This is a genomic window from Halogranum rubrum (assembly GCF_900114455.1).
Taxonomy (GTDB): domain Archaea; phylum Halobacteriota; class Halobacteria; order Halobacteriales; family Haloferacaceae; genus Halogranum; species Halogranum rubrum.
In genome coordinates this window covers 1,188,204-1,212,700 of sequence record NZ_FOTC01000001.1, presented here as the reverse complement: position 1 = coordinate 1,212,700, position 24,497 = coordinate 1,188,204, and the positions used below count along the sequence as shown (strand labels likewise).

At 63.9% G+C, this 24,497-nt stretch carries 23 protein-coding genes; 13 read left to right on the top strand and 10 right to left on the bottom strand.

Annotated elements, in window-relative coordinates:
- Positions 1-8 precede the first annotated feature (8 nt).
- A complete protein-coding gene (locus BM083_RS05915; protein ID WP_089867040.1) occupies positions 9-350 on the bottom strand; it encodes a four-helix bundle copper-binding protein in 342 nt (113 codons plus the stop codon).
- Between the two features lie 202 nt (positions 351-552).
- Between BM083_RS05915 and BM083_RS05910 the strand changes: the two genes are divergently transcribed.
- Entirely contained in the window at positions 553-1,509 is a 957-nt protein-coding gene (locus BM083_RS05910) for a TIGR03557 family F420-dependent LLM class oxidoreductase (RefSeq protein ID WP_089867037.1), read from the top strand.
- 24 nt (positions 1,510-1,533) lie between these two features.
- Here BM083_RS05910 and BM083_RS05905 read toward each other — a convergent pair whose 3' ends face one another.
- Positions 1,534-2,727 carry an outer membrane protein assembly factor BamB family protein gene (locus BM083_RS05905; protein WP_177197550.1) on the bottom strand — a complete coding sequence of 398 codons (1,194 nt, stop codon included), beginning with the start codon at positions 2,725-2,727 and terminating at the stop codon, positions 1,534-1,536.
- 82 nt (positions 2,728-2,809) lie between these two features.
- Here BM083_RS05905 and BM083_RS05900 point away from each other — a divergent pair, with 82 nt between their 5' ends.
- Positions 2,810-3,877 (top strand): zinc-dependent alcohol dehydrogenase family protein, encoded by a 1,068-nt coding sequence (locus BM083_RS05900; protein ID WP_089867030.1) that lies wholly within the window; start codon positions 2,810-2,812, stop codon positions 3,875-3,877.
- Between the two features lie 314 nt (positions 3,878-4,191).
- Here BM083_RS05900 and BM083_RS05895 read toward each other — a convergent pair whose 3' ends face one another.
- The 4 genes from BM083_RS05895 to BM083_RS05880 form a co-directional block, all read right to left on the bottom strand.
- Positions 4,192-4,920 (bottom strand): amino acid ABC transporter ATP-binding protein, encoded by a 729-nt coding sequence (locus tag BM083_RS05895; RefSeq protein WP_009375343.1) that lies wholly within the window; start codon positions 4,918-4,920, stop codon positions 4,192-4,194.
- Positions 4,917-5,741, bottom strand: coding sequence for an amino acid ABC transporter permease (locus tag BM083_RS05890; protein ID WP_089867027.1), 825 nt, complete (start codon positions 5,739-5,741; stop codon positions 4,917-4,919). The genes BM083_RS05895 and BM083_RS05890 overlap by 4 nt, the downstream gene beginning before the upstream one ends.
- Positions 5,742-5,782: 41 nt before the next feature.
- Positions 5,783-6,703 (bottom strand): basic amino acid ABC transporter substrate-binding protein, encoded by a 921-nt coding sequence (locus BM083_RS05885; protein ID WP_089867023.1) that lies wholly within the window; start codon positions 6,701-6,703, stop codon positions 5,783-5,785.
- 169 nt (positions 6,704-6,872) lie between these two features.
- Positions 6,873-7,751 carry a COX15/CtaA family protein gene (locus BM083_RS05880; RefSeq protein ID WP_089867020.1) on the bottom strand — a complete coding sequence of 293 codons (879 nt, stop codon included), beginning with the start codon at positions 7,749-7,751 and terminating at the stop codon, positions 6,873-6,875.
- A gap of 158 nt (positions 7,752-7,909) precedes the next feature.
- Here BM083_RS05880 and BM083_RS05875 point away from each other — a divergent pair, with 158 nt between their 5' ends.
- Positions 7,910-9,013, top strand: a complete 1,104-nt coding sequence (locus tag BM083_RS05875) for a M24 family metallopeptidase (protein ID WP_089867016.1) — start codon at positions 7,910-7,912, stop codon at positions 9,011-9,013.
- An 11-nt stretch (positions 9,014-9,024) separates the two neighbouring features.
- Here BM083_RS05875 and BM083_RS05870 read toward each other — a convergent pair whose 3' ends face one another.
- Complete coding sequence (locus BM083_RS05870) at positions 9,025-10,410, bottom strand: FAD-binding oxidoreductase (protein WP_089867013.1); 1,386 nt, start codon at positions 10,408-10,410, stop codon at positions 9,025-9,027.
- A gap of 288 nt (positions 10,411-10,698) precedes the next feature.
- Here BM083_RS05870 and BM083_RS05865 point away from each other — a divergent pair, with 288 nt between their 5' ends.
- A complete protein-coding gene (locus tag BM083_RS05865) occupies positions 10,699-11,901 on the top strand; it encodes a DUF7544 domain-containing protein (protein WP_089867009.1) in 1,203 nt (400 codons plus the stop codon).
- A gap of 112 nt (positions 11,902-12,013) precedes the next feature.
- A complete protein-coding gene (locus tag BM083_RS05860) occupies positions 12,014-14,293 on the top strand; it encodes an NADP-dependent malic enzyme (RefSeq protein WP_089867007.1) in 2,280 nt (759 codons plus the stop codon).
- A gap of 101 nt (positions 14,294-14,394) precedes the next feature.
- On the opposite strand, the gene cysE is transcribed toward BM083_RS05860, so the two are convergent.
- Together cysE and BM083_RS05850 are read right to left on the bottom strand one after the other, a co-directional pair.
- Positions 14,395-14,967, bottom strand: a complete 573-nt coding sequence (cysE, locus tag BM083_RS05855) for a serine O-acetyltransferase (protein ID WP_089867005.1) — start codon at positions 14,965-14,967, stop codon at positions 14,395-14,397.
- Positions 14,968-15,052: 85 nt separating this feature from the next.
- Positions 15,053-15,682: a ribonuclease H family protein gene (locus BM083_RS05850; RefSeq protein ID WP_009375358.1), complete on the bottom strand. Its 630-nt coding sequence runs from the start codon at positions 15,680-15,682 to the stop codon at positions 15,053-15,055.
- Positions 15,683-15,834: 152 nt separating this feature from the next.
- On the opposite strand from BM083_RS05850, the gene BM083_RS05845 reads away from it, so the two are divergent.
- The 8 genes from BM083_RS05845 to BM083_RS05815 all read left to right on the top strand — a co-directional run bounded on the left by BM083_RS05845 (position 15,835) and on the right by BM083_RS05815 (position 23,893).
- The gene (locus tag BM083_RS05845; protein ID WP_089867002.1) at positions 15,835-17,469 is read left to right on the top strand and encodes an ABC transporter substrate-binding protein; all 1,635 of its coding nucleotides are present in this window, start codon (positions 15,835-15,837) and stop codon (positions 17,467-17,469) included.
- 3 nt (positions 17,470-17,472) lie between these two features.
- Complete coding sequence (locus BM083_RS05840; protein ID WP_089866999.1) at positions 17,473-18,471, top strand: ABC transporter permease; 999 nt, start codon at positions 17,473-17,475, stop codon at positions 18,469-18,471.
- A 1-nt stretch (position 18,472) separates the two neighbouring features.
- Entirely contained in the window at positions 18,473-19,540 is a 1,068-nt protein-coding gene (locus tag BM083_RS05835) for an ABC transporter permease (RefSeq protein ID WP_089866997.1), read from the top strand.
- Positions 19,541-19,543: 3 nt separating this feature from the next.
- Positions 19,544-20,746 (top strand): ABC transporter ATP-binding protein, encoded by a 1,203-nt coding sequence (locus tag BM083_RS05830; RefSeq protein WP_089866993.1) that lies wholly within the window; start codon positions 19,544-19,546, stop codon positions 20,744-20,746.
- Positions 20,739-22,100, top strand: coding sequence for an ABC transporter ATP-binding protein (locus BM083_RS05825; RefSeq protein WP_089866990.1), 1,362 nt, complete (start codon positions 20,739-20,741; stop codon positions 22,098-22,100). Before BM083_RS05830 ends, BM083_RS05825 begins: the two co-directional genes overlap by 8 nt.
- A 63-nt stretch (positions 22,101-22,163) precedes the next feature.
- Positions 22,164-22,661 (top strand): CBS domain-containing protein, encoded by a 498-nt coding sequence (locus BM083_RS05820; protein WP_245756858.1) that lies wholly within the window; start codon positions 22,164-22,166, stop codon positions 22,659-22,661.
- A 73-nt stretch (positions 22,662-22,734) separates the two neighbouring features.
- The gene (locus BM083_RS23175; protein ID WP_009375367.1) at positions 22,735-22,881 is read left to right on the top strand and encodes a hypothetical protein; all 147 of its coding nucleotides are present in this window, start codon (positions 22,735-22,737) and stop codon (positions 22,879-22,881) included.
- 82 nt (positions 22,882-22,963) lie between these two features.
- On the top strand, positions 22,964-23,893 hold the full coding sequence (locus BM083_RS05815; RefSeq protein WP_089866987.1) for a DMT family transporter: 930 nt from the start codon (positions 22,964-22,966) through the stop codon (positions 23,891-23,893).
- A 36-nt stretch (positions 23,894-23,929) separates the two neighbouring features.
- On the opposite strand, the gene BM083_RS05810 is transcribed toward BM083_RS05815, so the two are convergent.
- A complete protein-coding gene (locus BM083_RS05810; RefSeq protein WP_342707935.1) occupies positions 23,930-24,316 on the bottom strand; it encodes a DUF8072 family protein in 387 nt (128 codons plus the stop codon).
- Positions 24,317-24,497: the final 181 nt, after the last annotated feature.

The following is a 24,497-nucleotide window of genomic DNA, read 5'->3' as shown; positions in this document are numbered from 1 at the left end:
TTAGCTGCTTAGGACGCCATCTGTCGACACGTCTCGACGCAGTCGCGGAGGGCTTCGGCGCACGCTTGACAGTGGTCGTCGTCGTGGTTCTCACACTCGTCGGCACAGGCCTCACAGACGTCTGCGCAGACGCTTGCGATTTCTCCGCTGTACGCCGAGTCACGCGCCATCAGTCGGACGTGGGTCGACGCAATCTCGGTGACGTCTCGACAGAGACGGATGCACTCGGTCATGTCGCCGTCTTCGTCGAGACACTGGTCGGCACAGTGCTCGGTCACCTGCACCGCGGTTTGGCAGTTGTCGATACACTGTTGAGTCTCCTCGTCGACGTCGAGATTTGCGAGAGACATCACCGTTCGGTTCGGCCACTTCGAGCGTGACGATTGGGGTTGCAAGTGCAGGGAGATTATACCACCTCTAGCGTCCCACAGAGAACCGTCAAGACGGCCGTATTCGGGTGGTATGAGTGTTCTGGCCCGTCTTTATCATCTCACCGCTTGAACCGGGATTCGTCATGTTCACAGTGACCACAACCGTTCGGAGGCGTCGCGCGTGACCGACTTCGGATACACGCTGTCGAGCGAGGAGTTCGGCCCGAACGAACTCGTCGACTACGCCGTCGAAGCCGAGAAGCGAGGCTACGACTTCGTCTCCGTCTCGGACCACTTCCACCCGTGGCTCGAATCGCAGGGCGAGTCACCGTTCGTCTGGAACACCCTCGGCGCCGTCGCGCACGCCACCGACAGCGTCGACGTCGGCGTCGGTGTGAACTGTCCCATCATGCGCATCCACCCCGTCAACGTCGCACAGGCCGCAGCGACGACGGCAGCGATGCTCGACGGGCGGGAGTTCTTCTTCGGCGTGGGGACGGGCGAGCAGTTGAACGAACACGTCGTCGGCGAGCACTGGCCCGAACACGAGGTCCGACTGGAGATGCTCGCGGAGGCCATCGACGTCATCCGATCGCTCTGGACCGGCGAGCAGGTGAGTCACCACGGCGAGCACTTCACCGTCGAGAACGCGAAACTGTTCACTTTACCAGAAAAACTGCCGCCGCTCGTCGTCTCGGCGTTCGGTGAGGGGACGGCGAAAGCCGCCGGTGACCTCGGCGACGGCCTCTGGTCGGTCGGCCCGCAGGGTGACCTCGTCGACGCCTACGAGTCCAACGGCGGCGACGGACCGAAACTCGCCCAACTGACCGTCTGCGTCGCAGAGTCGGAAGACGAGGCGGTCGACACCGCCCACGAGTACTGGCGGCAGTCGGCACTCCCCGGCGAGTTGAACCAACTCCTCCCGACGCCCGTGCACTTCGAGCAGGCGGCAGAGATGGTCTCGAAGGAGGACATCCGTGAGGGGAACATCGTCACCGACCAAGACCCGCAGGCGCACATCGACCTCGTCGAAGAGTTCCAGGACGCCGGGTACGACCACGTCTACTTCCACCAGGTCGGCGACGACCAAGAACGGCTGTTCGACTTCTACGAGGACGAAGTGCTGCCGTCGTTCTGAGGAGGCGTTCTCCTGTCTCCGTTCTCATCTGTCACCGAGTGCGACCACTTCGCCGGCCCGCGAACTCGCGTAGATGCGGTTACCGACCGGTACGACGGCCGTCACGTCGTCAGCCGTCTCGACGGTCCACTCGTGGCTCCCGTCGAAGTCGTAGGCAGACACCGCACCACCGAGACCACCGTCGACGGCACCGCCCGCGGCGACGATGCGGTCGGCGGTCACGGCAACCGACCCGACCCAGTGCGTCTGTTCGCTCCGCCAGCGGACCACCCCGTCACGCCGGTCGAGGGCGACGAGTTCGTAGGCTCCACCGGGTCGATGGACGCCTGCGACTACCGCGTCGTCGATGAGCGCGGGTGCGTGCGCATCGCCACCGAGTTCTCGGTTCCAGCGGACCGTTCCGTCTGCGACGTCGACGGCGGTGACACCGCCCGAGGTGTCGCTCCCGAACGCCTCGTCGGGGACGAACAGTGCCTCTTCGCCGACCGTCGGCGCGTGTGGAAACTCCATCCCGCGAGTCGTGTTCCACTCGGCGCTCGGCGGTTCGTCGCGGAGACGCTCGACGAACTCCCGTGGCCTCCGGCGCGCCGCGGAGTCGGTCTGGACGGTGTAGAGTGCGTCGCCGAGGGCAAATCCGGTCGGACCGACGCCGTTCGTCCCCCACTGTGACCAGCGCGTCTCACCAGTTTCGGCGTCGAGACAGACGAGTCGGTTGTGGAGGGCGACGAACAGGCGGTCCGTCGTCGGGAGGATACCGTAGGGTCTGATGTCGAAGTCGGCGACCCACGCCGCGCTTCCGTCCTCCGGCGAGAGTGCGGCGACGCCGTCTGTGTTGTCTGCGACGTAGAGCGTCCCCTCGAAGAAACCTATCGCGTCGGCACCGCGGTCCCGCTTCCATCGGAGACTCTCGTCCGTCTCGTAAGCCCGGACGCTGGTTCCTCCGACGAAGACGGCGTCGTCGGCGACGACGAGCGTCTCGAACTCGGCCGTCGAGTCGGTGACTCGCCACTCGACGACCGGGTCCCTTGGTGGCGAGGCGTGGACGTTCCGTCGCGTGTTGCGCGTGTCGTAGCCCTCGAGCGGCCACGACTGCGAGTTGGGCGACCACGCCGTCGGTGGGTCCGAACGACCGAGACACCCGGACAGTCCGGCGAGCGCGGCCGCCCCGGTGGTGCGGAGAACGTCGCGACGACCGAGAGGCGGCGAACGGGGGGACACGAGACGCCGTTTGAAACGCCGTGATATAGGCCTTGGGCTCCGGTGAACGCGCCTTTTTGTCGGCGGAGGCTGTCGATGCGGTATGCGCGCCGCAGTCCTGCGGGAGTACGGAGAACCGCTCGCAATCGAAGCGGTCGACCGACCGGAACCAGAACCACACGGCGTCGTCGTCGACGTCGAAGCCTGCGGCATCTGCCGGAGCGACTGGCACGCCTGGATGGGCCACGGCGAGTGGGCGAACGACCAAGCACCGCTCGGGCAGATTCTCGGCCACGAACCCGCGGGCCGGGTCGTCGCCGTCGGCGACGAGGTTCGAGAAGTCGCGGAGGGCGACCGTATCGCCGTCCCGTTCAACCTCGGCGACGGGACCTGCCCACAGTGTCGAAACGGCTACGGCAACGTCTGTCAGAACGGCCGCGCACTCGGCTTTCAGTCGGCGGCACCGGGAGCCTTCGCCGAGGAGGTCCACGTCCCGTGGGCCGACTACAACGCGATGCCGCTCCCCGAGGGCGTCAGCGCCCGCGACGTGGCCGCTCTCGGCTGTCGGTTCATGACCGCGTTCCACGCGCTCGCCCACCGCGCGACTCTCACTGGCGGTGATTGGCTCGCCGTCCACGGCTGTGGCGGCGTCGGTCTCTCGGCGATTCACATCGGCAACGCCCTCGGCGCGCGCGTCGTCGCCGTCGACCTCAACGAGACGAAACTGGCCCGAGCGCGCGAACTCGGTGCCGACGAAGTCATCGACGCGAGCGAGACGGCGCGCGTGCCGAAGGATATAAAGATTCGAACCGACGGCGGGGCACACGTCTCTGTCGACGCCCTCGGTATCGCAGAAACCTGTCGCAACTCCGTGTTCTGCCTGCGGCGACACGGCGAACACGTACAGGTGGGGCTGACCACGGACGAAGAGAAAGGCGAGGTGTCGCTCCCGACCGACCGGATGGCGCACATGGAACTGTCGTTCCATGGCTCGCGTGGGATGCCGCCGACGCGCTACGACGAACTCTTCGGACTCATGCAGACCGGCGACGTCGACCCGGGGAAACTCGTGAGCGCCGAAGTCGCACTTTCGGACGTTTCGGACAGGCTAGCCGCGATGACGAACTACGAGACAGACGGTGTGGAAGTCGTGACGGACTTCGAGAACTGAACTGTCGCTTGGAGCGTGACCGGCCGCCGTGGCGCGTGGCTTCGCGGCGACGGCCGCGGACCACTCGTGCGAGGGATGAGTGAGTGACCGTAGGGAACGAACGAATCGGTTGGGGAGGGTGTGGCGTCTCGCCGCGCAAGTAGTCACAGAACCATTCTGCTGGTCTTTGACTCCGCCTACAGCTATCGAGAGAACAACCGCAGGAACAGAAGTTGACCGCAGACGGACTTTCGAGCAAGTGGCCGAACCGCTCGTAACGACCCCATAGAGCTCGAACCGCCCTTGAGTCGAAGGTGAAGGTTTCCGACGAACGCTTACAGCATCTTCGACAGGAACGTCTTCGCGCGTTCGCTGTCGGGGTCGTTGAAGAACTTCTCCGGCGGCGCGTCCTCGACGATGTGGCCGTCGGCCATGAGGATGATTCGGTCGCCCACCTCGCGGGCGAAGTCCATCTCGTGGGTGACGACCATCATCGTCATCCCGCCTTCGGCGAGGTCACGCATGACGCCGAGCACTTCCCCCACGAGTTCGGGGTCGAGTGCGCTCGTCACCTCGTCGAACAGCATCACCTTCGGGTCCATCGCCAGCGCCCGGGCGATGGCGACGCGCTGTTGCTGGCCGCCCGAGAGTTGATTCGGGTAGGAGTCGGCCTGTGCGTCGAGGCCGACGTCGGCGAGCAAGTCGTGGGCGCGCTGTTGTGCCTGCTTCTTCTTCACGCCGCGTACCTTCGTCGGTGCGAGCGTGATGTTCTCCAGTGCCGTCTTGTGCGGGAAGAGGTTGAAGCTCTGGAACACCATCCCGACCTGCTGGCGCAGATAGTTGATGTCGGCGTTCGGTGCCGACAGCGACTGGCCGTCGAGGCGAATCTCGCCGTTCTGAATCTCTTCGAGGCGGTTCGCACAGCGGAGGAGCGTCGACTTGCCGGACCCCGAGGGGCCGATGACGACACAGACCTCTTGTGCCTCGATATCGAGGTCGATGTCCTTCAGCACGTGTGTCTCGCCGTAGTACTTGTCGACGCCGTCGAACTCGAGGAGGCTCATTGGCTGTCACCTCCCCAGTCGGAGCGGTCTTCGAGGTAGCGGACCACGAAGCCGAGTGGGAGCGTGATACCGAGGTATGCCACCGCCGTGAGGACGATAGGTGTCCACGGGTCGAACGTCGCGCTGTTGACGCTCCGGAAGACGCTGATGATCTCGGGCACGGCGATGACCGTCAGAAGCGACGTGTCCTTGATGAGGATGACCTGGTCGTTACCGATAGCGGCCAGTGCGTTGCGCCACGCCTGCGGCAAGACGACTTCGCGCATCCCCTGCGTGTAGGACATCCCGAGTGAGCGTGCGGCCTCCATCTGTCCCTCCGGGACAGCACCGATACCACCGCGGATAGCCTCGCCGACGTAGGCGGCGTGGTTGAGGGTGAGTGCGATGATGGCCGCCGGAATCTCCCAGTCCTGAATCGGGAAGGTTCCGGACCACAGCGCCGGAATCCCGAAGTAGATGACGATTATCTGGAACAGCAGCGGCGTCCCACGGAAGAACTCCACGTAGCCGCGTGCGACTGCCCCCGTCGGGAACGTACTCGACACGCGTCCGAAGCCGACGAAGACGCCGGCGACGACGGACAGAACACTCCCCATGAGGAAGATGCGGAGGACGAGCAGGTAGGCGTCGACGAAGCGTGGGAAGATTGTCTGGAGCAACTCGAAGTTGACCTTCGTCGCGATGATGTACCCGACCAGCGCGAAGATACCCAGTGTAAACAGACTGGAGATCGCGACACCGATCCACTTCAGTGTCCGGTCGTTGAGCACCGACTCGTCGACGCGTTCGGACGTCGATTCACCGGAGTATGATTCTGCCATTGGTAGTCTCTGTCAGTGTGTGTATAAAAAGGGAGGCGAGTCTATCCGCTGAAGTAGTTGCCGTAGATGTCGTCGTAGGTCCCGCTCTCGCGGATGGCGGCGAGTGCCTCGTTGACCTGCTCGCGGAACTCGTCGTCGTCTTGGCGGAAGGCGATACCGTAGTTCTCGACGGTGAGCGTGAGGTACGGCGGGGCGTCTTCGCCCTGTTCTGCGGCCGCGCCCTCACCTTCGAGGAACCGGGCACCGTCTTGGTTGTTGACGAACTCGGCGTTGACCGTGTTGTCGTTGATGACGGCGTCGACCTGTCCGTTCGTGAGTGCGTCGAACGCGCCCGTAATCTGGTCGTACTCCTTCAGTTCGAGGTCGCCGCCGAACTCCTCTTTGAGTCCCTCGGCGGCGGCGAGTCCGGTCGTCCCCTTCTGGACGCCGACGGTCGTGCCCTTGAGTCCGTCCTTCGACTGGATGTCGCTGTCCGTCCGGACGATGACCGTCTGGTACGCCGTGAAGTACGGTTCCGAGAAGTCGACTTCCTTCGCGCGCTCTTCGTTGATGGTCATCGCGCTCATGATGACGCGGAAGTTCCCCTGCTTGAGCGAGGGGATGATGGTGTCGAAGGAGGTCTTCTTGAACTCCGAGGTGATGCCGAGTTCCTCGTCGAAGACTGCGCGCGCAATCTCGACGTCGAAGCCTTTCAGCTCGCCCGCGGCCGTCTCGAACTCGAACGGACGGTACGGGATGTCGGAGCCGATGACAACCTTGTTGGGCATCGAGGACCCGCCGTCACCGCTGGTCTCGGTGCCAGATTCAGTCGTCCCGGTCATCTCGCCGCCGGACTCGGTCGTTCCAGTCGCCTCGCTGCCACCGTCACCTTCACTGCCGCCGTCGCCGCCACTCGTACAACCGGCGAGTGCTAGCGCGGCCATCGCTGCCGACGTCGACTTCAGATAACTACGTCTGTCCATGACAGTCATGTGGTAGACGGAGACACATATAACACTCCTTCGATTGCGTTGGGCCTTCTCGGCGAGCAAAACGTGGTTCTATAGGTGAACAAGAAATTTGATAGATGAATCAAGAGAAGAGAATGGTCGAAAAAAGAACCTCTCCGTCGGCGCATCAACTGACTGCCGCTCAGTCGCTACTGGTCAACCCCTGTGTCGGCGTCGGCCCACCGTCCTGCTGATAAGCGACCCACGTGACCCCGGCGAGCGCGATGAACGCGGCGGCGAGGACGCCGAGGTTCAGCAGTCGGACCGACCCGGTGTAGATGAGCAGGTCCCGTCCGAGCAGCACGTGGACGAACACCAGTCCGACGACGGGGTACGTCGCGAGTCGGACGCGGTCCATCTCGGCACGGCCCGCCCAGTAGACGGCGCCGACGAGCGCGGCGAACACCGGCAGCGAGGTGAGGACGAACGTCGCCTGCGCGCCCGGCGTGTACGCGAGCAGTCCCGGTGCGCGACTGAAGAGGACGCTCACCGGAAGGAACGCGAGCGACGCGAGCAGGGCACGGCGAGTCCGGACGAGCGCTGACGTGCGGTGGTGGCCGTCGTAGGCGAACAGCGTCGTCGCGACGAGTGCCGTGAAGATGCTCAGCGCGACGAGCAGGTGTGCCGACTGCGTCGGCGGCGAGTAGCCGTTGGGAAGCCAGCCGTTGAGCGTGACGGTGACGGCACCGATGCTCACCTGCAGGGGAAGGAGAACGACGGAGAGCGTCGCCGCGAGTTTCGTTCGCCGGGCGGTGTCGGCGCGCCACGCCCACCCGACCGTTCCGAGGATGAAAAAGCCGGTGACCATCGCGATGAGGCGGTGGAACCACTCGATGAAACTCGGAATCGTCTGGGGGAGGAGGCCGTTGTCACAGAGCGGCCACTGCGCTGAACAGGCCAGACCCGACCCGGTCGCGGAGGTGTACACGCCGAGCGCGATGAGCGTGGCAGTGAGCGCCGTGGTGAACGCGGCGAACCGCCGGAACGTCAACCAGTCCGGTCGGTAGCGTGCGGTATCCATTACTAGATGAGCCTCAGGAGGCAGGGCACTTATGTTTGTCCGAACGGGCCTGAGACACCGGAATTTGTGGTTCGAGTCTCGAATCCGTCTCGGCTCGAACGCACAAAACTGGCCGGAATCCGCCCGGTTTCAAGAGCCGTGGGACGAAGACACAACCCATGACCGAACTCCCTGCGTTCCTCGACTCGCGCGTCGACCGTCTCGACAGCTACCTCGACGAACACGACCTCGAAGCCGTCTGGTTCGCCCGCCCGAACTCCTTCGCGTGGCTCACGGGCGGCGACAACGTCGTCGACTCCGCCGGCGACGTCGGCGTCGCCGCCGCCGGCTACGACGGTGACCTGCACATCGTCACCGACAACATCGAAGCGGGACGTCTTGCCGACGAGGAAGTGCCCGACACCTTCTCGGTCGAACAGGTCCAGTGGTACGAATCGTCGCTCGCGGAGGCCGTCAAGAACACGTCACCGACACCCGCCGCCGCCGACTTCGACGTCCCTGGCTTCGGAACTATCGACGCATCGACACTCCGACAGCCACTGACGGAGGCGGATATCGAGGTCTATCGCGAACTCGGTCGCGATGCGGCCGAGGCGGTCGAATCCGTCGCGAGCCAACTCGAATCCGGCGACACCGAGCACGAAGTCGCCGCTGCGCTCCGGGTCGGCCTCTCGGCGCGCGACATCAACGCGCCCGTCGTCCTCGTCGGCGGCGAGGAGCGCGCCCAACAGTACCGACACTACACACCACAAGTGGCCGAACTCGGCGGCTACGCCCTGTTGTCGGTGACGGCCGAACGAAGCGGACTCTGTGCCAGCCTCACTCGCACGGTTGCGTTCGACCCGCCCGAGTGGCTCGACGAGCGCCACGAGAAGGCCGCGACGGTGGACGTGAGTGCACTCGAAGCGACCCAGCGCGTCGCCCGAGAGGGTGGCACCGCGGGCGACGTCTTCTCGGCGATTCAGGCGGCCTACGACGCCGTCGGCTTCGAGGGCGAGTGGCAGCACCACCACCAAGGCGGGGCCGCAGGCTACGCCGGCCGCGAGTGGATTGCGACGCCGACGAGCGACGCTCCCGTCCACGCGCCGATGGGATACGCGTGGAACCCGACCGTACAGGGTGCAAAGAGTGAAGATACCGTCCTCGTCACCGAGGACGGTTTCGAGGTGCTGACCTCGACCGGCGAGTGGGAGACGCGAGAAGTCGAGTCCGCCGACGGCGACCTGACGCTGGACCGCCACGACATCCGCCACCTCGACTGACGCCGCTCCGACTACGTCGCCGGTTCGATGTTCTGGTTCACGTGGAAGACGTTGTCCGGGTCGTACTCGGCTTTCACCCGTTGTAACCGCTCGTAGTTGTCGCCGTAGGTCGCTCGAATCCGGTCGTCGCCCTCTTCCATCATGAAGTTGACGTAGGACCCACCTGCCGAGTGTGGGTGTAACGCCTCCCAGTACTGCGTCGCCCACTCGGAGATCTTCTCGCGGTTCGCCGGGTCCGGGTCGACGCCCGCGATGACCATCGACCACGTCGCATCGCGGTAGTTCCACGCCGTCTCGTCGTCGCCGACGTCGTGGACGGCCCCGTCGATGGGGTAGAGATGCATGGTCGACTTCGGCGTCGGCACGTCGGCGAACCGTCGGTGTTCGGCGATGGCTTCGTCCGACAGGTCGCGGACGAAGTCACCTTTCCAGTACCACTGGTCACCCGGCGGATAGAGACCGTCGAACATGCTCTGGAGCACGGGGTACGGCATCTCGTCGACGTGTTCGAACAGTGGCTCGGCGACGTCGCGGGCCTGCTGGAGGAACGACTCCGCTTCGTCTTCGTCTCCCAGACAGCACCACATCAACCCGCAGACGTGCTCGCCGTGAATCTCCGCCGGGAACGGGTCACCGGGAACCTCCGCGACCAGATAGAAGGCATAGACGTCCTCCGGTAACTGGGGAAGCCACTCGCGGTACCACCGCATCGTCTCTTCGAGTCGGTCCAGCGGCCAGAACAGCGGTCCGGCGACGACTGTCTCGACCGGATGCAGTTGGAACTCGAAGCTCGTCACGACACCGAAGTTGCCACCGCCGCCACGGAGCGCCCAGAACAGGTCGGGGTTCTCGTCTTCGCTCGCGTGAACCAGTCGCCCGTCGGCGACGACGACGTCTGCGCTCAGCAGGTTGTCGATGGTCAGACCGTACTTTCGAGTCAGATAGCCGTGGCCGCCACCGAGAGCGAGTCCACCGACACCGGTCGTGGCGATGACTCCACTGACGGTCGCCAGACCGAAGGCGTGAGTGGCGTGGTCGACGTCACCCCAGACGCATCCCGGTTCGACCCGAACGGTCTGTGTGTCGGGGTCGACACGGATTCCCTTCATCGGTGAGAGGTCGAGGACGAGTCCGTCGTCCGCCAGCGCGAGGCCGGGACCGCTGTGGCCACCGCTTCGAATCGCGACGTCGAGCCCCTGCTCGCGACCGTAGTTTACGGCCGCGATGACGTCGCCGACGTCGGCACACTGGACGATTGCCCGTGGTCGTTTGTCGATCATCGCGTTGTAGATGGTCCGTGTCTCGTCGTACGCGGGGTCCGTGGGCAGAATCAGCCGCCCCCGAAGGCCCATCTGTAGCGTCTCGATCGTTCTGCTGTCGTCTCTGGTCGTTGACATTGTATTGCCTCCATCACTCGCGCTCACGTCGGACTCGCTCGTGGCTGTCTCAGTTCCGGACTGGTTCCGTCGCTGTGCTCGTCACTTTGCGTTACATCTCATCCCGCAGTCTCGACAACGAACGCACTAGTATATACCACCAGAGTAGCGATAGCTGTTATCGTGGAACACAGTACTGTTTCGTGTGCCAGACCGTTGTCACTGATGCGGCGGATTCGTATCGCCCCCTGCGAGTCGAAGTGACGAGCTGACGGAATCTATTTGACACGTGAGAGACATCCATCAGACATGCCCTGGTACGCGTTCGATTCGGTCGACGACGCCCTCGATGCGACCCGCAACTTCCTCTTCCCGTTCAGTTGGGGACGATGGCTCCGCTTGGCGGTCATCGTCTTCTTCCTCGGTGGGGGAAGTGTCGGACTGAACAACGTCACTAACATCCCCTCCTCCGTCCCGAACGACGGTGGGGCACCGACTACGACCCCACCGTCCAGCGGCCCCTCCCCGGACTTGGTGACGGCACTTTCGGAGGCGACTGGGTTGTCACCCGACGTCGTGACCGCCCTCGGTATCGCGCTACTCGGCGTGCTATCTCTCATCGCACTCCTCTCTGTCATCGCCTCGTCGGTGATGCCGTTCGTCTTCGTCGACGCCCTCCGGACGAACGACGTGCGCGTCCGCGGCCCGTTCAAGCGTCGGTTCTGGAAGGGGATTCGGTTCCTGCTCTTCACGATTGGAGTCACATTCCTGTTCGTCGCGCCGTTCGTGCTGGCCGTCGCCGCTCTCGTCTTCGCGAACCCGAACGCGGCGGCCTTCGAGAGCTTCCTCTCCGGGTTTGGCCTCGCCGGCCTCTTCGGACTGTTCGGCGTCCTCATGGTCGTATTCGTCCTGTTCGGCCTGTTTATGGGGTTCTCCACGCAGTTCGTCATCCCGGTGATGATTGCCACCGACTCCGGTGTCATCTCCTCGTGGCGGCAGTTCTGGCCCACGCTCCGCGGTGAGTGGAAGCAGTTCGTCGTCTACCTGCTCGTTCGGTTCGTTCTCCAACTCGGTGTCGGCATCGCGACGTTCATCGTCGGCGGCATCCTCGCGGCCATCGTCGTCCTCGGTGCAGCCCTCGTCGGACTGGTCGTTGTCGGCGCGTTCGGCGGGCTGAACGCCGCAGTCGGCAGCGTGGCCGGTGTCGTCGCACTGGTGATTCTGGGCGTGCTCACGCTACTCGCCCTGCTCGCCGTCTCGTTGCCAATCAAGATTCTCGTCCAGTCGTACTTCACGGCCTACGAACTCTCGGTGCTCGGGTCGGCCAACGAGCGGTTCGCGCTGTTGCCGCCTCGACCAGGCCAGGGTGACGGTGGCGACGACTCGACGGAGACGGGCGACGACGGCGACAGTGGCGACGGCGGACCGTCGACTCGGCCCGACGACTCGGAGTCGGATTCGACGAACTCGAACAACGAGTTCACGTGGGGTGACGACTCGACGCCGTCGTGATTCGTTTCAGACAGAAGAACTGAGTCGCCCCCGAGTTAATCTTCGACGACCGTCGAATTGGTAATTCGACACACACGGTAGTTTTTTGCTACACCACAGTGACGGCCACGTCATGGGACTGGACGACGACGCACGGGAGTACCACCGTGAAGACCCCCCCGGAAAGTTAGAGATTTCGACGACCAAGCCGACGAACACCCAACGCGACCTCTCGCTGGCGTACTCACCGGGTGTCGCGGCCCCGTGTCTCGACATCGCCGACGACCCGGAACAGGCGTACAACTACACGGCGAAGGGGAACCTCGTCGGCGTCGTCTCGAACGGGTCTGCTGTCCTCGGACTCGGCGACATCGGCGCACAGGCGTCGAAACCCGTCATGGAAGGGAAGGGCGTCCTCTTCAAGCGCTTCGCCGACATCGACGTGTTCGACATCGAACTGGACGAGGCGGACCCGGAGGAGATAATCAAGTCGGTTCGGATGATGGAACCGACGTTCGGCGGCATCAACCTCGAAGACATCAAAGCGCCCGAGTGCTTCGAAATCGAGTCGCGACTCCGCGAGGAGATGGACATCCCCGTCTTCCACGACGACCAACACGGGACGGCCATCATCTCCGGGGCGGCACTCGTCAACGCGGCCGACGTCTCCGGAAAAGACCTCGACGAACTGGACATCGTCTTCTCGGGTGCAGGCGCGTCGGCCATCGCGACGGCGCGGTTCTACGTCTCGCTCGGGGCCAAGAAGGAGAACATCACGATGTGTGACTCCTCGGGAATCATCACGAAGAAGCGCGCAGACGAGGTCAACGAGTTCAAACAGCAGTTCGCTCGCGACGTGCCCGAGGGCGACCTCGCCGACGCGATGGAGGACGCCGACGTGTTCGTCGGTCTCTCTATCGGTGGCATCGTCAGTCAGAAGATGGTCCAATCGATGGCGGCCGACCCAATCATCTTCGCGATGGCCAACCCCGACCCCGAAATCACCTATCAGGACGCCAAAGACGCCCGCGACGACACGGTCATCATGGCGACCGGTCGGTCGGACTACCCCAACCAAGTGAACAACGTCCTCGGCTTCCCGTTCATCTTCCGCGGCGCACTCGACGCCCGCGCGACGGAGATAAACGAGGAGATGAAAGTCGCCGCCGCTCGTGCGCTTGCGGACCTCGCCCGGCAGGACGTGCCGGACGCTGTCGTCAAAGCCTACGGCGACAACCCACTGCAGTTCAGCCCCGACTACATCATCCCGAAGCCGTTGGACCCCCGCGTCCTCTTCGAAGTCGCCCCCGCCGTCGCACAGGCGGCGATGGACAGCGGCGCAGCACGCAAAGAACTCAACATCCCGCAGTACACCGAGCGCCTCGAGGCGCGTCTCGGCAAGTCCCGCGAGATGATGCGCGTCGTCCTGAACAAGGCGAAGTCGAACCCGAAGCGTGTCGCACTCGCGGAAGGCTCCGACGAGAAGATGATTCGCGCGGCGTACCAACTCGCCGAACAGGGCATCGCCGACCCGATTCTCATCGGGAACCCGAAACGTATCCTTCGGACGGCCGAAGAACTCGGACTCGACTTCGACCCGACCATCGCCAACCCGCGAGACGGCGAGTGGGACCACTACGCCGACCGTCTGCACGAACTGCGACAGCGCAAGGGTCTCACCCGAAACGAGGCGGAGGACCTCATCCGTCGAGACACCAACTACTTCGCCAGCGTGATGGTCGAGATGGACGACGCCGACGCGATGCTGACGGGACTGACCCACCACTACCCGTCGGCACTGCGTCCGCCGCTCCAGGTCGTCGGTACCGCCGAAGACGCGAACTACGCGGCCGGTGTCTACATGCTGACGTTCAAGAACCGCGTCATCTTCTGTGCGGACACGACGGTCAACCTCGACCCCGACGGCGAAGTTCTGTCCGAGATTACGAAACACACCGCCAACCTCGCCCGCAGTTTCAACGTCGAACCGCGCGCCGCGATGCTGTCGTACTCGAACTTTGGCAGCGTCGACAACGAAGGGACGCGCAAGCCGCGGGACGCGGTGAAACTCCTGCACGACGACCCCGAAGTCGACTTCCCCGTCGACGGAGAGATGCAGGCCGACACCGCCGTCGTCGAGGATATCTTGGAGGGAACGTACGACTTCGCCGAACTGGAAGAACCGGCGAACGTCCTCATCTTCCCGAACCTCGAAGCGGGTAACATCGGCTACAAACTGCTCCAGCGTCTCGGCGGCGCAGAAGCAATCGGTCCGATGCTCGTCGGCATGGACAAACCGGTCCACGTCCTCCAGCGTGGTGACGAGGTCAAGGACATCGTCAACCTCGCTGGCGTCGCTGTCGTCGACGCGCAGAACGAAGACGAAGAGGAAGACGAAAACGTAGACGAGTAGCGCTCTCTCGACCGAACTTCGTCTGACTCTCTCGAGAACGTTCCGACTGTCGCGTTCTCACAATTTCGACACGCAGTCCGCAGAGCCGCAGTGTCGCGCGTCTACTCTGCCGCCCCGGCCGACTGGTGGGAGTCGGTGTCACTGGCGTTCTCGCGCGGTATGAACTGCGTCGCCTTCGGGCCGACCATCGTGGCGCCTGCGGGAACGTCGTCGCTGACGACGGCACCGGCCCCGACGCGTGCTTCCTCACCGACGGTAATCGCGCCGATGAGCGTCGCGTTCGCGCCGAGGACGACGTCGTCCTCGATGGTCGGATGTCGCTTCTCGCGCCGCATCGAGTTCCCACCGAGTGTCACACCGTGATACATCAGCACGTCGTCGCCGATGTCGGCCGTCTCGCCGACGACGACGCCCATCCCGTGGTCGATGAAGAAGCGACGGCCGATAGTCGCGCCGGGGTGGATTTCGACGCCGGTGAGGAGGCGAGCGAGATGCGAGAGGAGGCGGGCGGGGAGATGCCACTCGGACTGCCAGAGGGTGTGAGCGAGACGATAGAGCCAGATGGCGTGGAGTCCCGGATAGGTCAACACGACTTCGAGTGCGCCGCGGGCGGCCGGGTCTTTCGCCTGGGCCGTCCGGACGTCCTCTGTGAGACGAGCGACGAGTGAGACCATTGTCAGCGTTACGCTGAGTGTGCGGAAAACAGTTGTCGAATCGGCCGAACCGACCGAGTCCGTCGAATAGAGGGAGTCGAGAGGCTCAGTCGCCTGCGCGCCGCTCGAACCGCGACGGCGGCGGAATCTGCGGTGACTGTGTCGCCGTCGACGGTGGGTCGGGGAGGACACAGCGTTCCGGGCGAGTCCGGAGGTGGGCGTACTCTTCGGGGCTGTTCGCGAGCGAGTGGGCGGGGTTGTCACGGCTGTCGATGCGGGCCGCACGGAGTTCGCCGAAGCCGGCGATACGAGCGCGGATGCCACGCCAGTGATGTTCGCTTCCCGCCGGAATTGTCATCTCTCGCGGGGGTCGCCAATCTGGATGACTCGCGGCGAGTACCGCGTAGTTGACGTTGGTAGCGAGGGTGTCGTGGTCGATGAGGATACCAACGCGGGCCGCCGGCGGCGCACGGGCCGCGAGGACGTCTAAGCCGAGATGGAGCGCCCGATACTCGGCGACGTTGTTGTCGGGGACTCGGTCGGGGACGGCGATGCGAGCGACACGCTCGCCGTCTCGTGTCTCGATGACGACCCCTAATCCACCGCGGTCGCGTCGGTAGGACCCGTCGGTGGCGACGTAGAAGTCTCGATGGTGGGTCCGGGGTGGATGCGCGAAGTGGGGGGTTGGTGAGTCGTCGAACAGGTTTCGGAGGGTGGACCGGCCGGAAACGGCCATGTGTGCGAATGTGTCCCGATGGTATTTAAACACTTCCCACAGGGCGAAACTGGTCGGTCGACTGAAACCCGGGTACCGACCGGATTTTTTCTCACTCGAAGGTGAGGTGGATTACCATAGCATATTTAAGCGCCACAGTCAGAAGTCCCTTCATGACTGATAACCAGTCGCACGTTAGCAGGCGGACGTATCTCAAACTCGCGGGTGGTGCTGCATCTGCTGCAGCCATCGCCGGATGTACCGGCGGTGACGACGGAACACCGACGACGTCCGGCGACGGTGGCAGTGAGGCGACCGGAACGACGTCGTCCGACGGTGGCGACGGCGGCAGTGACGGCGGTTCTGACTTCGATATTACGATCACGCAGGGGCAGATGCCCTCCGGCCTCGACCCACACGACCACCGTGAGACGCCGACGACGGTGGTCATGCTCCACGCCTACGACAGTGTTCTGAGCCGTGACGCCGACGGGAACATCACCAACGCGCTGGCGACGGACTACAGCCGTGTCGACGGCGAGAACGCGGCCACGTTCACGCTCCGCGAGGGAGTCACGTTCCACAACGGCGACACCCTCACAGCCGAGGACGTCGCCTACAGCATCAACCGAATCGTCAAGGAAGACGTCGGGTTCGCCAGCCCGCAGCGCGACCAACTCGCGGGTGTCTCGGGTGCAGAGGCCGTCGACGAGACGACGGTGAAGGTGCTGAACGAGAACCTCAACCCCATCGTCTTCTCCGAGTTCGCGACCTACTGCGACGTCATGCAGAAGGCGTGGACCGAGGAACACGACAAGTCCTACATCAGTCAGAACATGATGGGGTCCGGCCCGTTCCAACTCTCGTCGTACACCGAAGACGAGGAAGTCGTCTTCGAGCGCTACGACGACTACTGGAAGGAACCCGCCGCCGCGTCGGGCGTCACCTTCCGTGCCGCAGAGGAAGCGAGCACGCGTGTCAACCAACTCCTGCAGGGCGAGACGGACATCACTGTCAACGTCCCACCGCAGGAGGTCCAGCGGGTCAACAACAGCGACAACGCGACCATCGCCGCCGCCCCGTCGACGCGAATCATCTACAACGCGATGCGCTACGACGTCGAACCGTTCTCGAACGTCAAGTTCCGACAGGCGCTGAACTACGCCGTCGACCTCGAATCTATCGTCGAGAACGTCCTCGGCGGCTTCGGCGCACAGACCGGACAGCCGACGTTGGAAGGCTTCGTCGGCTACAACCCCGACATCGACCCGTACCCGTACGACCCCGAGCAAGCCGAACAGCTCATCGAGGAGAGCGGCTTCGCAGGTGCGGAGATAGAACTGAACACGCCGGTCGGTCGCTACCTGAAAGACCTCGAAATCTCGCAGGCCGTCGCCGGCTACATCGACGAACTCCCGAACATCTCCGCGTCCGTCAGACAGCGTGACTTCGGGTCGCTCGTCGACGAACTGCTCACCGGCAACATCGAGGACAAGCCGAACTGGTATCTCATCGGCTGGGGTGAAGCGACGTTCGACGGCGGCCTCGTGATGACGGCACTGCTGAGTGCCGAAGGTGCACTGACGTCGTGGAACAACGAGGAGTTCGACTCGCTACTCGAAGAAGCCGGCAACCAGACCGGCGACCAGCGCGCACAGACGCTCCAAGAGGCGAACCAGTTAGCCCACGACGAAGCGCCGTGGATCTTCCTCAACCGCCAGTTCAGTGTCTACGGTGTGAACAACAGCCTCAGTTGGCAGGCTCGCTCCGACGAACGTATCGACGCCTACGCCATCTCCCAGAAGTAACCAATGTCACTGTCGCGGTTCCTGCTCAAGCGCTCGCTCCACGGCCTCTTCGTCGTCTGGGGGGTCATCACCGTCGTGTTCGGTCTGCGCGTCATCGCGCCGGGCGACCCGGCGAACGTGTTGCTCCCGCCGAACGTCGACCCGGAGGTCCGCCAACAGGTCATCAGAGAACTCGGGCTGAACGAGCCGTTGTACGTCCAGTACTTCGAGTTCGTCGCCGGAATTCCGACGGGTGACCTCGGCCTGTCGCTGACGACCCGAACGCCCGTCGCAGCCCGTGTGCTGGCGAAGCTGCCAGCGACGCTCGAACTCGCAGTCGCCGCGACTGTCGTCGCCGTCATCATCGCCATTCCGCTCGGCGTCATCAGTGCCACGCGACGACACGACCCCGCCGACTACGGAGCGACGGTGTTCTCGCTGCTCGGCATCAGTACGCCGAACTTCTGGCTCGGCGTGATGCTCATCATCCTCTTCGCCGTACAGTTGGACATGTTCCCGACGAGTCGTCGACCGGTCGGTTTCGACACCATCGTCGCACAGGCGCTCGCCTTACAGTTCGGGTCGGCGTGGGACGCGCTGACGACGTGGCTGTGGCACATCACGCTCCCCGCCATCACGTTGGGGACGTACTTCACCGCGCTCATCACGCGACTCACCCGCAGCGGGATGTTGGACGAACTCGGCAAGACCTACGTCCGCGCCTCGCGAGCGAAGGGACTGCCCGAGACGCTCGTGCGGTACAAACACGTGCTGCGCAACACACTCATCCCGGTCATCACCGTCGTCGGTCTCCAGTTGGGGACGCTCATCGGCGGAGCGGTCATCACCGAAGCCGTCTTCGCGTGGCCCGGACTCGGGTCGCTCATCATCAACAGCTTCAACGCCCGCGACTGGCCGGTGTTGCAGGGGTCGCTCATCGTCGTCGGTGCGGGGTTCGTCGTGACGAACATTCTCGTCGACGCGTTCTACGCGTATCTCAACCCGCAGGTGACCTACGACTGATATGATCTCTCCACGCACTCTCCGTAATCTGAAGAAGGAACTGAGCCACAGCGTCCTCGCGAAGGCGGGTATCGTCGTCGTCGTCTTCATGGTCGCGATGGCTATCTTCGCACCACTCGTCGCACCGTACAGCCCCGGGCAGCAGAACCTCGATCAAGCCCGTGAACCGCCGCTCGGCTTCACCACCAAGGAGACGAAGGAGGTCACGAAGACCGAGAACGGTAGCGTCGTCATCGAGAACGGACAGGTCGTCACGGAGAACCAAACCGTCTACAACAACGCGACGCTCGCCCATCCGCTCGGCACCGACGGCAACGGCCGTGACATCCTCTCACGGGTTATCTACGGGGCGCGTACGTCGATGCTCGTCGGCCTCCTCGGAACCGCACTGGCGGCGCTCATCGGCGTCACCGTCGGCCTGAGTGCGGGCTACTACCGGGGGCGAGTCGACGACGCGCTGATGCGCACCGCCGACATCATGCTCGCGTTCCCCTCGCTCATCCTCGCCGTGGCGTTGGTCGGCGTCTGGGGACAGGCGGCGTTCCGCATTCCCGACCCGTTTGTCGCCACCGGATTCACCGAGTGGTGGCGGGGTCTCGTCGGTCTCTCGGCGGGGCCGATGCCCGGCGACATCGTCCTCCCGGGGACGGTCATCGTCGTCGTCGCCCTCGTCAACTGGGTGTGGTTCGCTCGCGTCTCGCGTGGCGAAGCGCTCTCGGTCAGAGAAGAAGAGTACGTGAAGGCCGCGAAAGCGCTCGGTGCGAACGACTCACGAGTGCTCGGCCGCCACGTCCTCCCGAACGCCATCACGCCCATCCTCGTGTTGGCGACGGTGCAGGTGGCGGCGATCATCCTCTTGGAGTCCGCGCTGTCGTTCCTCGGACTCTCGGGAGCGTCCGTCTCGTGGGGCTTCGACATCGCCCTCGGTCGGCAGTACCAGTCCACTTCGTGGTGGATCTCGGCGATTCCCGGTATCGCAATCGTGCTGACGGTCATCGGCCTCAACCTCGTCGGTGACTGGCTTCGCGACGCGCTGGACCCCGGTATCGACGGGGAAGGAGGTGTCTAACTCATGGCAGACGAAATTCTCAAAGTCAGAGACCTGAAGACCCGCTTTTTCACCGAAGAGGGGCAGGTCAACGCCGTCGAGGGCGTCTCGTTCGACGTTCGTGACGGCGAAATCTACGGTATCGTCGGCGAATCGGGGTCCGGGAAATCCGTGACCGCACTCTCGCTCATCGACCTCGTCGAGTCACCCGGTCGGGTGACGTCGGGTGAGGTTTGGTATCGAAACACCGAGTTGGCCGAGGAGTTCCGCGACGAGAACCCGGAGGCCGTCGACGGCGAGTTCGTCGACGTTCGACGACTGCCGAAAGGCGTCCGCCGGTCGCTCCGTGGTCCCTCGTTCAGCATGATCTTCCAAGACCCGATGAGCAGCTTCAACCCCTCCTTGACGGTCGGCGAGCAGATAGCCGAAGCCGTCGAAGTCCAACGGCGTGCGCGGGCGAACCCGCGACGGACGCGTTCGCGGACGCAAGGGTACGGTCTCGGGAAGATGCTCGTCGACAGTCTCGTCCCCTCGAAGAGCTACGTGCAGGACGCGAGCATGGACCGAGCGGTCGAACTGCTCGAACAGGTCGGGATTCCCGACCCGGTGGACCGCGCCGACGAGTACCCCCACCAGTTCTCCGGCGGGATGCTCCAGCGCGCGATGATCGCCCAAGCACTGGCCGGCGAACCGGACGTACTCGTCGCCGACGAACCGACGACGGCACTCGACGTGACCATCCAAGCGCAGATTCTCAACCTCCTGCGTGACCTCCAGCGAGACGAGGGGATGAGCGTCGTGATGATCACCCACGACCTCGGCGTCATCGCCCGGATGTGTGACCGTGTCGGCGTGATGTACGCAGGCGAAATCGTCGAGCGTGGGACGCTCGAGGACGTCTTCGAGAACCCCGTCCACCCCTACACGCAGGGGCTCCTCGGGTCGATTCCGGACCTCGCCGACCCGGCCCCGCGCTTGCAACCCATCGAGGGCAACGTCCCGAGTCTCATCGACTCGGAGATGGGCGACCGGTGTTACTTCGCCGACCGATGTCCGAAGGCGATGGAGGACTGCCTCCAGCGCATCCCCGAGTTCGACGCCGAGAAAGCGGGAGCGAGCGACGACGAGCACCGTGTTCGTTGCGTGCTCGCCGAACGGCAGTACGACGAGTCGCAGGCGCTCCACGACGGCCACTTCGAGGAACAGGAGGTGGCGGCCGATGACTAGCGATGCTGAGGCGGCGCCGGACGCCGCCGAGGGACGAGAACCAGTTCTCAGTGTCCGCGACCTGAAGAAGTACTACTTCGAGCAGGACAGCTTCCTAGACTCGCTGCTCCGCCGCGAGACACAGAGTGTGAAGGCCGTCGACGGCATCAGCTTCGACATCCAGAAAGGCGAGACGTTGGGTCTCGTCGGCGAGTCCGGCTGTGGAAAGTCGACGACGGGTGAGACGCTCCTTCGCTTACGCGAGGCGACAGACGGGGCTATCGAGTTCGAAGGAGACGACGTCCTCGGCATGGACCGCGACGAACTGAAGGCGTTCCGTCGTCGCGCCCAAATCGTCTTTCAGGACCCCTTCTCCAGTCTGGACCCGCGGATGACCATCGGCGACATCCTCGTCGAACCACTGAAGATTCACGACTTGCCTGCCGAAGTTCCAAGCGAGCAGTCGAAGGGGGAGGTTCGACGCGAGAAGGCGAAAGACTACCTCGAACGCGTGGGGTTGTCCGCGGGGCAGATAGACCGCTACCCCCACGAGTTCTCTGGTGGCCAGCGCCAACGTATCGGCATCGCCCGCGCGTTGATGCTCGAACCGGAGTTCATCGTCCTCGACGAACCCGTCTCCGCACTCGACGTGAGTGTGCAGGCGCAGGTGCTCAACCTGCTTGACGACCTGCAAGACGAGTTCGGCCTCACCTACCTGTTCATCGCTCACGACCTCTCTGTCGTCCGGCACATCTGTGACCGCGTCGCCGTGATGTATCTCGGCAACATCGTCGAACTCGGCCCGACCGACGACCTGTTCGACGACCCGAAACATCCCTACACGCAGGCGCTCCTGGACAGCGTCCCCCGGGCGGCAGTCGAAGAACAGGGGAGACGCGTCGAACCGCTTCCCGGCGACGTTCCCTCGCCGCGGAACCCGCCGTCTGGCTGTCGGTTTCGGACGCGGTGTCCGCAGGTCATTCCGCCCAAAGATGTAGAAATCGACCAGTCGACGTATCGTGAGGTGATGGACCTCAGAGACCGCATCGAGTCGAACGACCTGAACCTCGACACCGTGTGGGAGCGTGCCGACGACGAGAACCGAAGCGACAAACCGGCGTTCAAACGCGAGTTCCGCGCAGAGTTCTTCGCACAGGGACTCTCCGGAGAGAACGAAGCGACCGTCGAGCGCGCACTCGACGCACTGGCCGAAGATGACCACGACCGGGCCGCAGAGATTCTCCGTGAGCGGTTCGCGAGCGTCTGCGAGCAGGTTCGCCCCGTGTTGCAGTCCGGCAGCCACCCTGCGGCGTGTCATCTCTACGAGCAACCCGAGCGGACAGAGATGGCCGCGGAAGCGCCCGCAGACGACTGAAGTTCGGTCTCAGCCGCCGAGAAATGGCGGCGACTTCTTCTCTCGGCGACACCTCTCTCCGCTGTGGACGCCAAAGACATCATGCGGACGACTGTCGAGACAGTTGGACCCGACGACGACGTGAGCGACGTCCTCGGCCGACTCGCGAACGCGGACTTCAACGGCTTTCCCGTCGTCGACGACGACGGCCACGTGGTCGGAATCGTCACCCAGCAGGACGTCGTGAGTCTGTTCCAGACGAAAGACCGGACGCTGTGGATTCCCGTCGGATTTCCTCCGTTCATGGAGACGCTGACCTACGCCGTCGACGTCTCGTGGAAGGACCTCGATTTGGGCGTCGATGCCGTGCGAAGCGCCGGAAAACCCGTTCGCGACGTGATGACGACGGACGTCGTCACCGTCGCTCCCGACGACGACTTCGACCACGTCCTCGACTTGCTGGCCGACGACGAACGCGACATCAACCGCCTGCCCGTCGTCGACGACGGCGGCGTGCTCGTCGGTATCATCGCTCGACAGGACGTGTTACGGGCGCTCCGAGACGAGCGACGAGCGGCCTGAATCTGGTCCGAACATCAGAGAATAGCTATCAGTGGCCCGTCGGCTTTTCCGTCGGCGGGCAGTAACTACTGCTGTGAGTTACGATACGACAATCGGTTGGTCGCTGGTCACGTCCGGCATCGTCACACTTCTGCTCGCCTTTCTCCCCGGCGACTCGCTGTACTGGGGTATCGGCTTGCTCGTGTTGGGCATTATCATCATGTCGCGGCGGCTAGTCTAACCGTCGAAGAGCGCTACCGCCGAGACGAGGGTAGCGGTGCCGAGAACGAAAACTTGACGCGGGCACCGCGACGAGCGTCTACGTGACCCGCGTACGGAACCTCTTACTCTTCGTCGTTCTCGCGGCCCTCTGGGGGTCGGCGTTCATGGCTATCAAAGCCGGCCTGCTCGCCGGAATTCCTCCCGTGTTGTTCGCCGCCGTTCGCTACGACATCGCCGGCGTCATCATGTTAGCCTACGCCGTCGTCGTTCTCGACGACCCGCTTCCACGTGGTCGTGGGCAGTGGACGCTCGTCGCCATCGGGTCGGTGCTCCTCATCGCCGCATACCACGCGCTCTTGTTCGTCGGTGAGACGAGTCCCGCGGTCAACAGCGCAGCAGCGGCGGTCATCGTGAGTCTCTCGCCCGTCTTGACGACGGGATTCGCACGGGTGTTCTTGCCAGAGGAGCGACTGTCGGCGCTCGGTGTGTTCGGTCTCCTCTTGGGACTCGTCGGTGTCGCCGTTCTCGCGGACCTCGACCCGAACAACCTGCTCACCGGTGGGTTCGTCGCCAAACTGCTCGTGCTCGCGGCGGCGGCGTCGTTCGCGCTCGGCAGCGTGTTGACTGGCCGCGTCGACGCACAGATGCCCATCGAGTCGATGGAGGCGTGGTCGATGCTCGGCGGGGCGCTGTTGATGCACCTGCTCAGCATCGCACTCGGCGAGTCGCCAGCAGGTGTCGCGTGGACCTCGTTCGACGTCTTGTGGTCGATGGCCTATCTGTCGATCGGTGCCAGCGCAATCGGATTCCTCATCTATTTCGACTTACTGGAGCGCCTCGGCCCCATCCAAATCAACCTCGTCTCCTACGTCGCCCCGATATTCGCGGCGCTCAGCGGGTGGGTCGTACTGAGAGAAGCACCGACGCCGGCGACGTTCGGTGGGTTTTTCCTCATCTTTATCGGATTCCTCTTGCTCAAACGCGAGGCGATTCGAGAGGCACTCGGGCCGACATCGTCCGTCTCGTCTTGAACGCTGTCCGCGGCTACGTTTTGGCAACGCTTGGACTCATTCGACGCGTTCCACTTCGACGACTTCCCCAATCATCGCCCACCCGTCGTCGTCGGTACTTTTTCGGCCGACGATGACGGCTGATTCGTCTGCCGTCGTGGTGAATCGGTAGTCGGCGTCGTCGCCCTCGCGTGTCCCTTGGCCTTGGAACTCCGTCTGGAACCACTCAGTACTGGAGAGGTGATAGACCGCCGTCGACCCGTCGTCGAGCGTCAGACGAAGCGGTTTGGGGCTGATGTTGTGAATTCGCTTCGCGATGCGGTTGAGGTCTGCCATACCGAGAGGGAGCGTCGTCGGCATAATAAAACCGGTTGCGTCGGTGACCGTCGGCAACGGGCCTTTCGCGGTGAGTAGGCCGTGCCTGTCGTCCAGTAGCCGAATCATAGCTACGTATCAACCCCTCCTGTGTACTCATACGCACCCCGAACTCGGTTGCGGACCGATTCGCCTCTCTCCCGTGTCGGTTTACCCGTTCGGGCAGTGCGTTACCAACGGAGCATTGTGTTGCATCCGGCCTGCTGCGGGTACGATACTGGCCGTCTCACAGGCGGCCAGGTCGACCCCA

Coding starts and splice junctions, on each gene's coding strand:
- BM083_RS05840 (WP_089866999.1), top strand. CDS start 17,473: ATGTCACTGTCGCGGTTCCTGCTCAAGCGCTCGCTCCACGGCCTCTTC.
- BM083_RS05825 (WP_089866990.1), top strand. CDS start 20,739: ATGACTAGCGATGCTGAGGCGGCGCCGGACGCCGCCGAGGGACGAGAA.
- BM083_RS05870 (WP_089867013.1), bottom strand. CDS start 10,410: ATGTCAACGACCAGAGACGACAGCAGAACGATCGAGACGCTACAGATG.
- BM083_RS05865 (WP_089867009.1), top strand. CDS start 10,699: ATGCCCTGGTACGCGTTCGATTCGGTCGACGACGCCCTCGATGCGACC.
- BM083_RS05900 (WP_089867030.1), top strand. CDS start 2,810: ATGCGCGCCGCAGTCCTGCGGGAGTACGGAGAACCGCTCGCAATCGAA.
- BM083_RS05830 (WP_089866993.1), top strand. CDS start 19,544: ATGGCAGACGAAATTCTCAAAGTCAGAGACCTGAAGACCCGCTTTTTC.
- BM083_RS05880 (WP_089867020.1), bottom strand. CDS start 7,751: ATGGATACCGCACGCTACCGACCGGACTGGTTGACGTTCCGGCGGTTC.
- BM083_RS05810 (WP_342707935.1), bottom strand. CDS start 24,316: ATGATTCGGCTACTGGACGACAGGCACGGCCTACTCACCGCGAAAGGC.
- BM083_RS05895 (WP_009375343.1), bottom strand. CDS start 4,920: ATGAGCCTCCTCGAGTTCGACGGCGTCGACAAGTACTACGGCGAGACA.
- BM083_RS05915 (WP_089867040.1), bottom strand. CDS start 350: ATGTCTCTCGCAAATCTCGACGTCGACGAGGAGACTCAACAGTGTATC.
- cysE (WP_089867005.1), bottom strand. CDS start 14,967: ATGGTCTCACTCGTCGCTCGTCTCACAGAGGACGTCCGGACGGCCCAG.
- BM083_RS05875 (WP_089867016.1), top strand. CDS start 7,910: ATGACCGAACTCCCTGCGTTCCTCGACTCGCGCGTCGACCGTCTCGAC.
- BM083_RS05850 (WP_009375358.1), bottom strand. CDS start 15,682: ATGGCCGTTTCCGGCCGGTCCACCCTCCGAAACCTGTTCGACGACTCA.
- BM083_RS05890 (WP_089867027.1), bottom strand. CDS start 5,741: ATGGCAGAATCATACTCCGGTGAATCGACGTCCGAACGCGTCGACGAG.
- BM083_RS05835 (WP_089866997.1), top strand. CDS start 18,473: ATGATCTCTCCACGCACTCTCCGTAATCTGAAGAAGGAACTGAGCCAC.
- BM083_RS05860 (WP_089867007.1), top strand. CDS start 12,014: ATGGGACTGGACGACGACGCACGGGAGTACCACCGTGAAGACCCCCCC.
- BM083_RS05885 (WP_089867023.1), bottom strand. CDS start 6,703: ATGGACAGACGTAGTTATCTGAAGTCGACGTCGGCAGCGATGGCCGCG.
- BM083_RS05845 (WP_089867002.1), top strand. CDS start 15,835: ATGACTGATAACCAGTCGCACGTTAGCAGGCGGACGTATCTCAAACTC.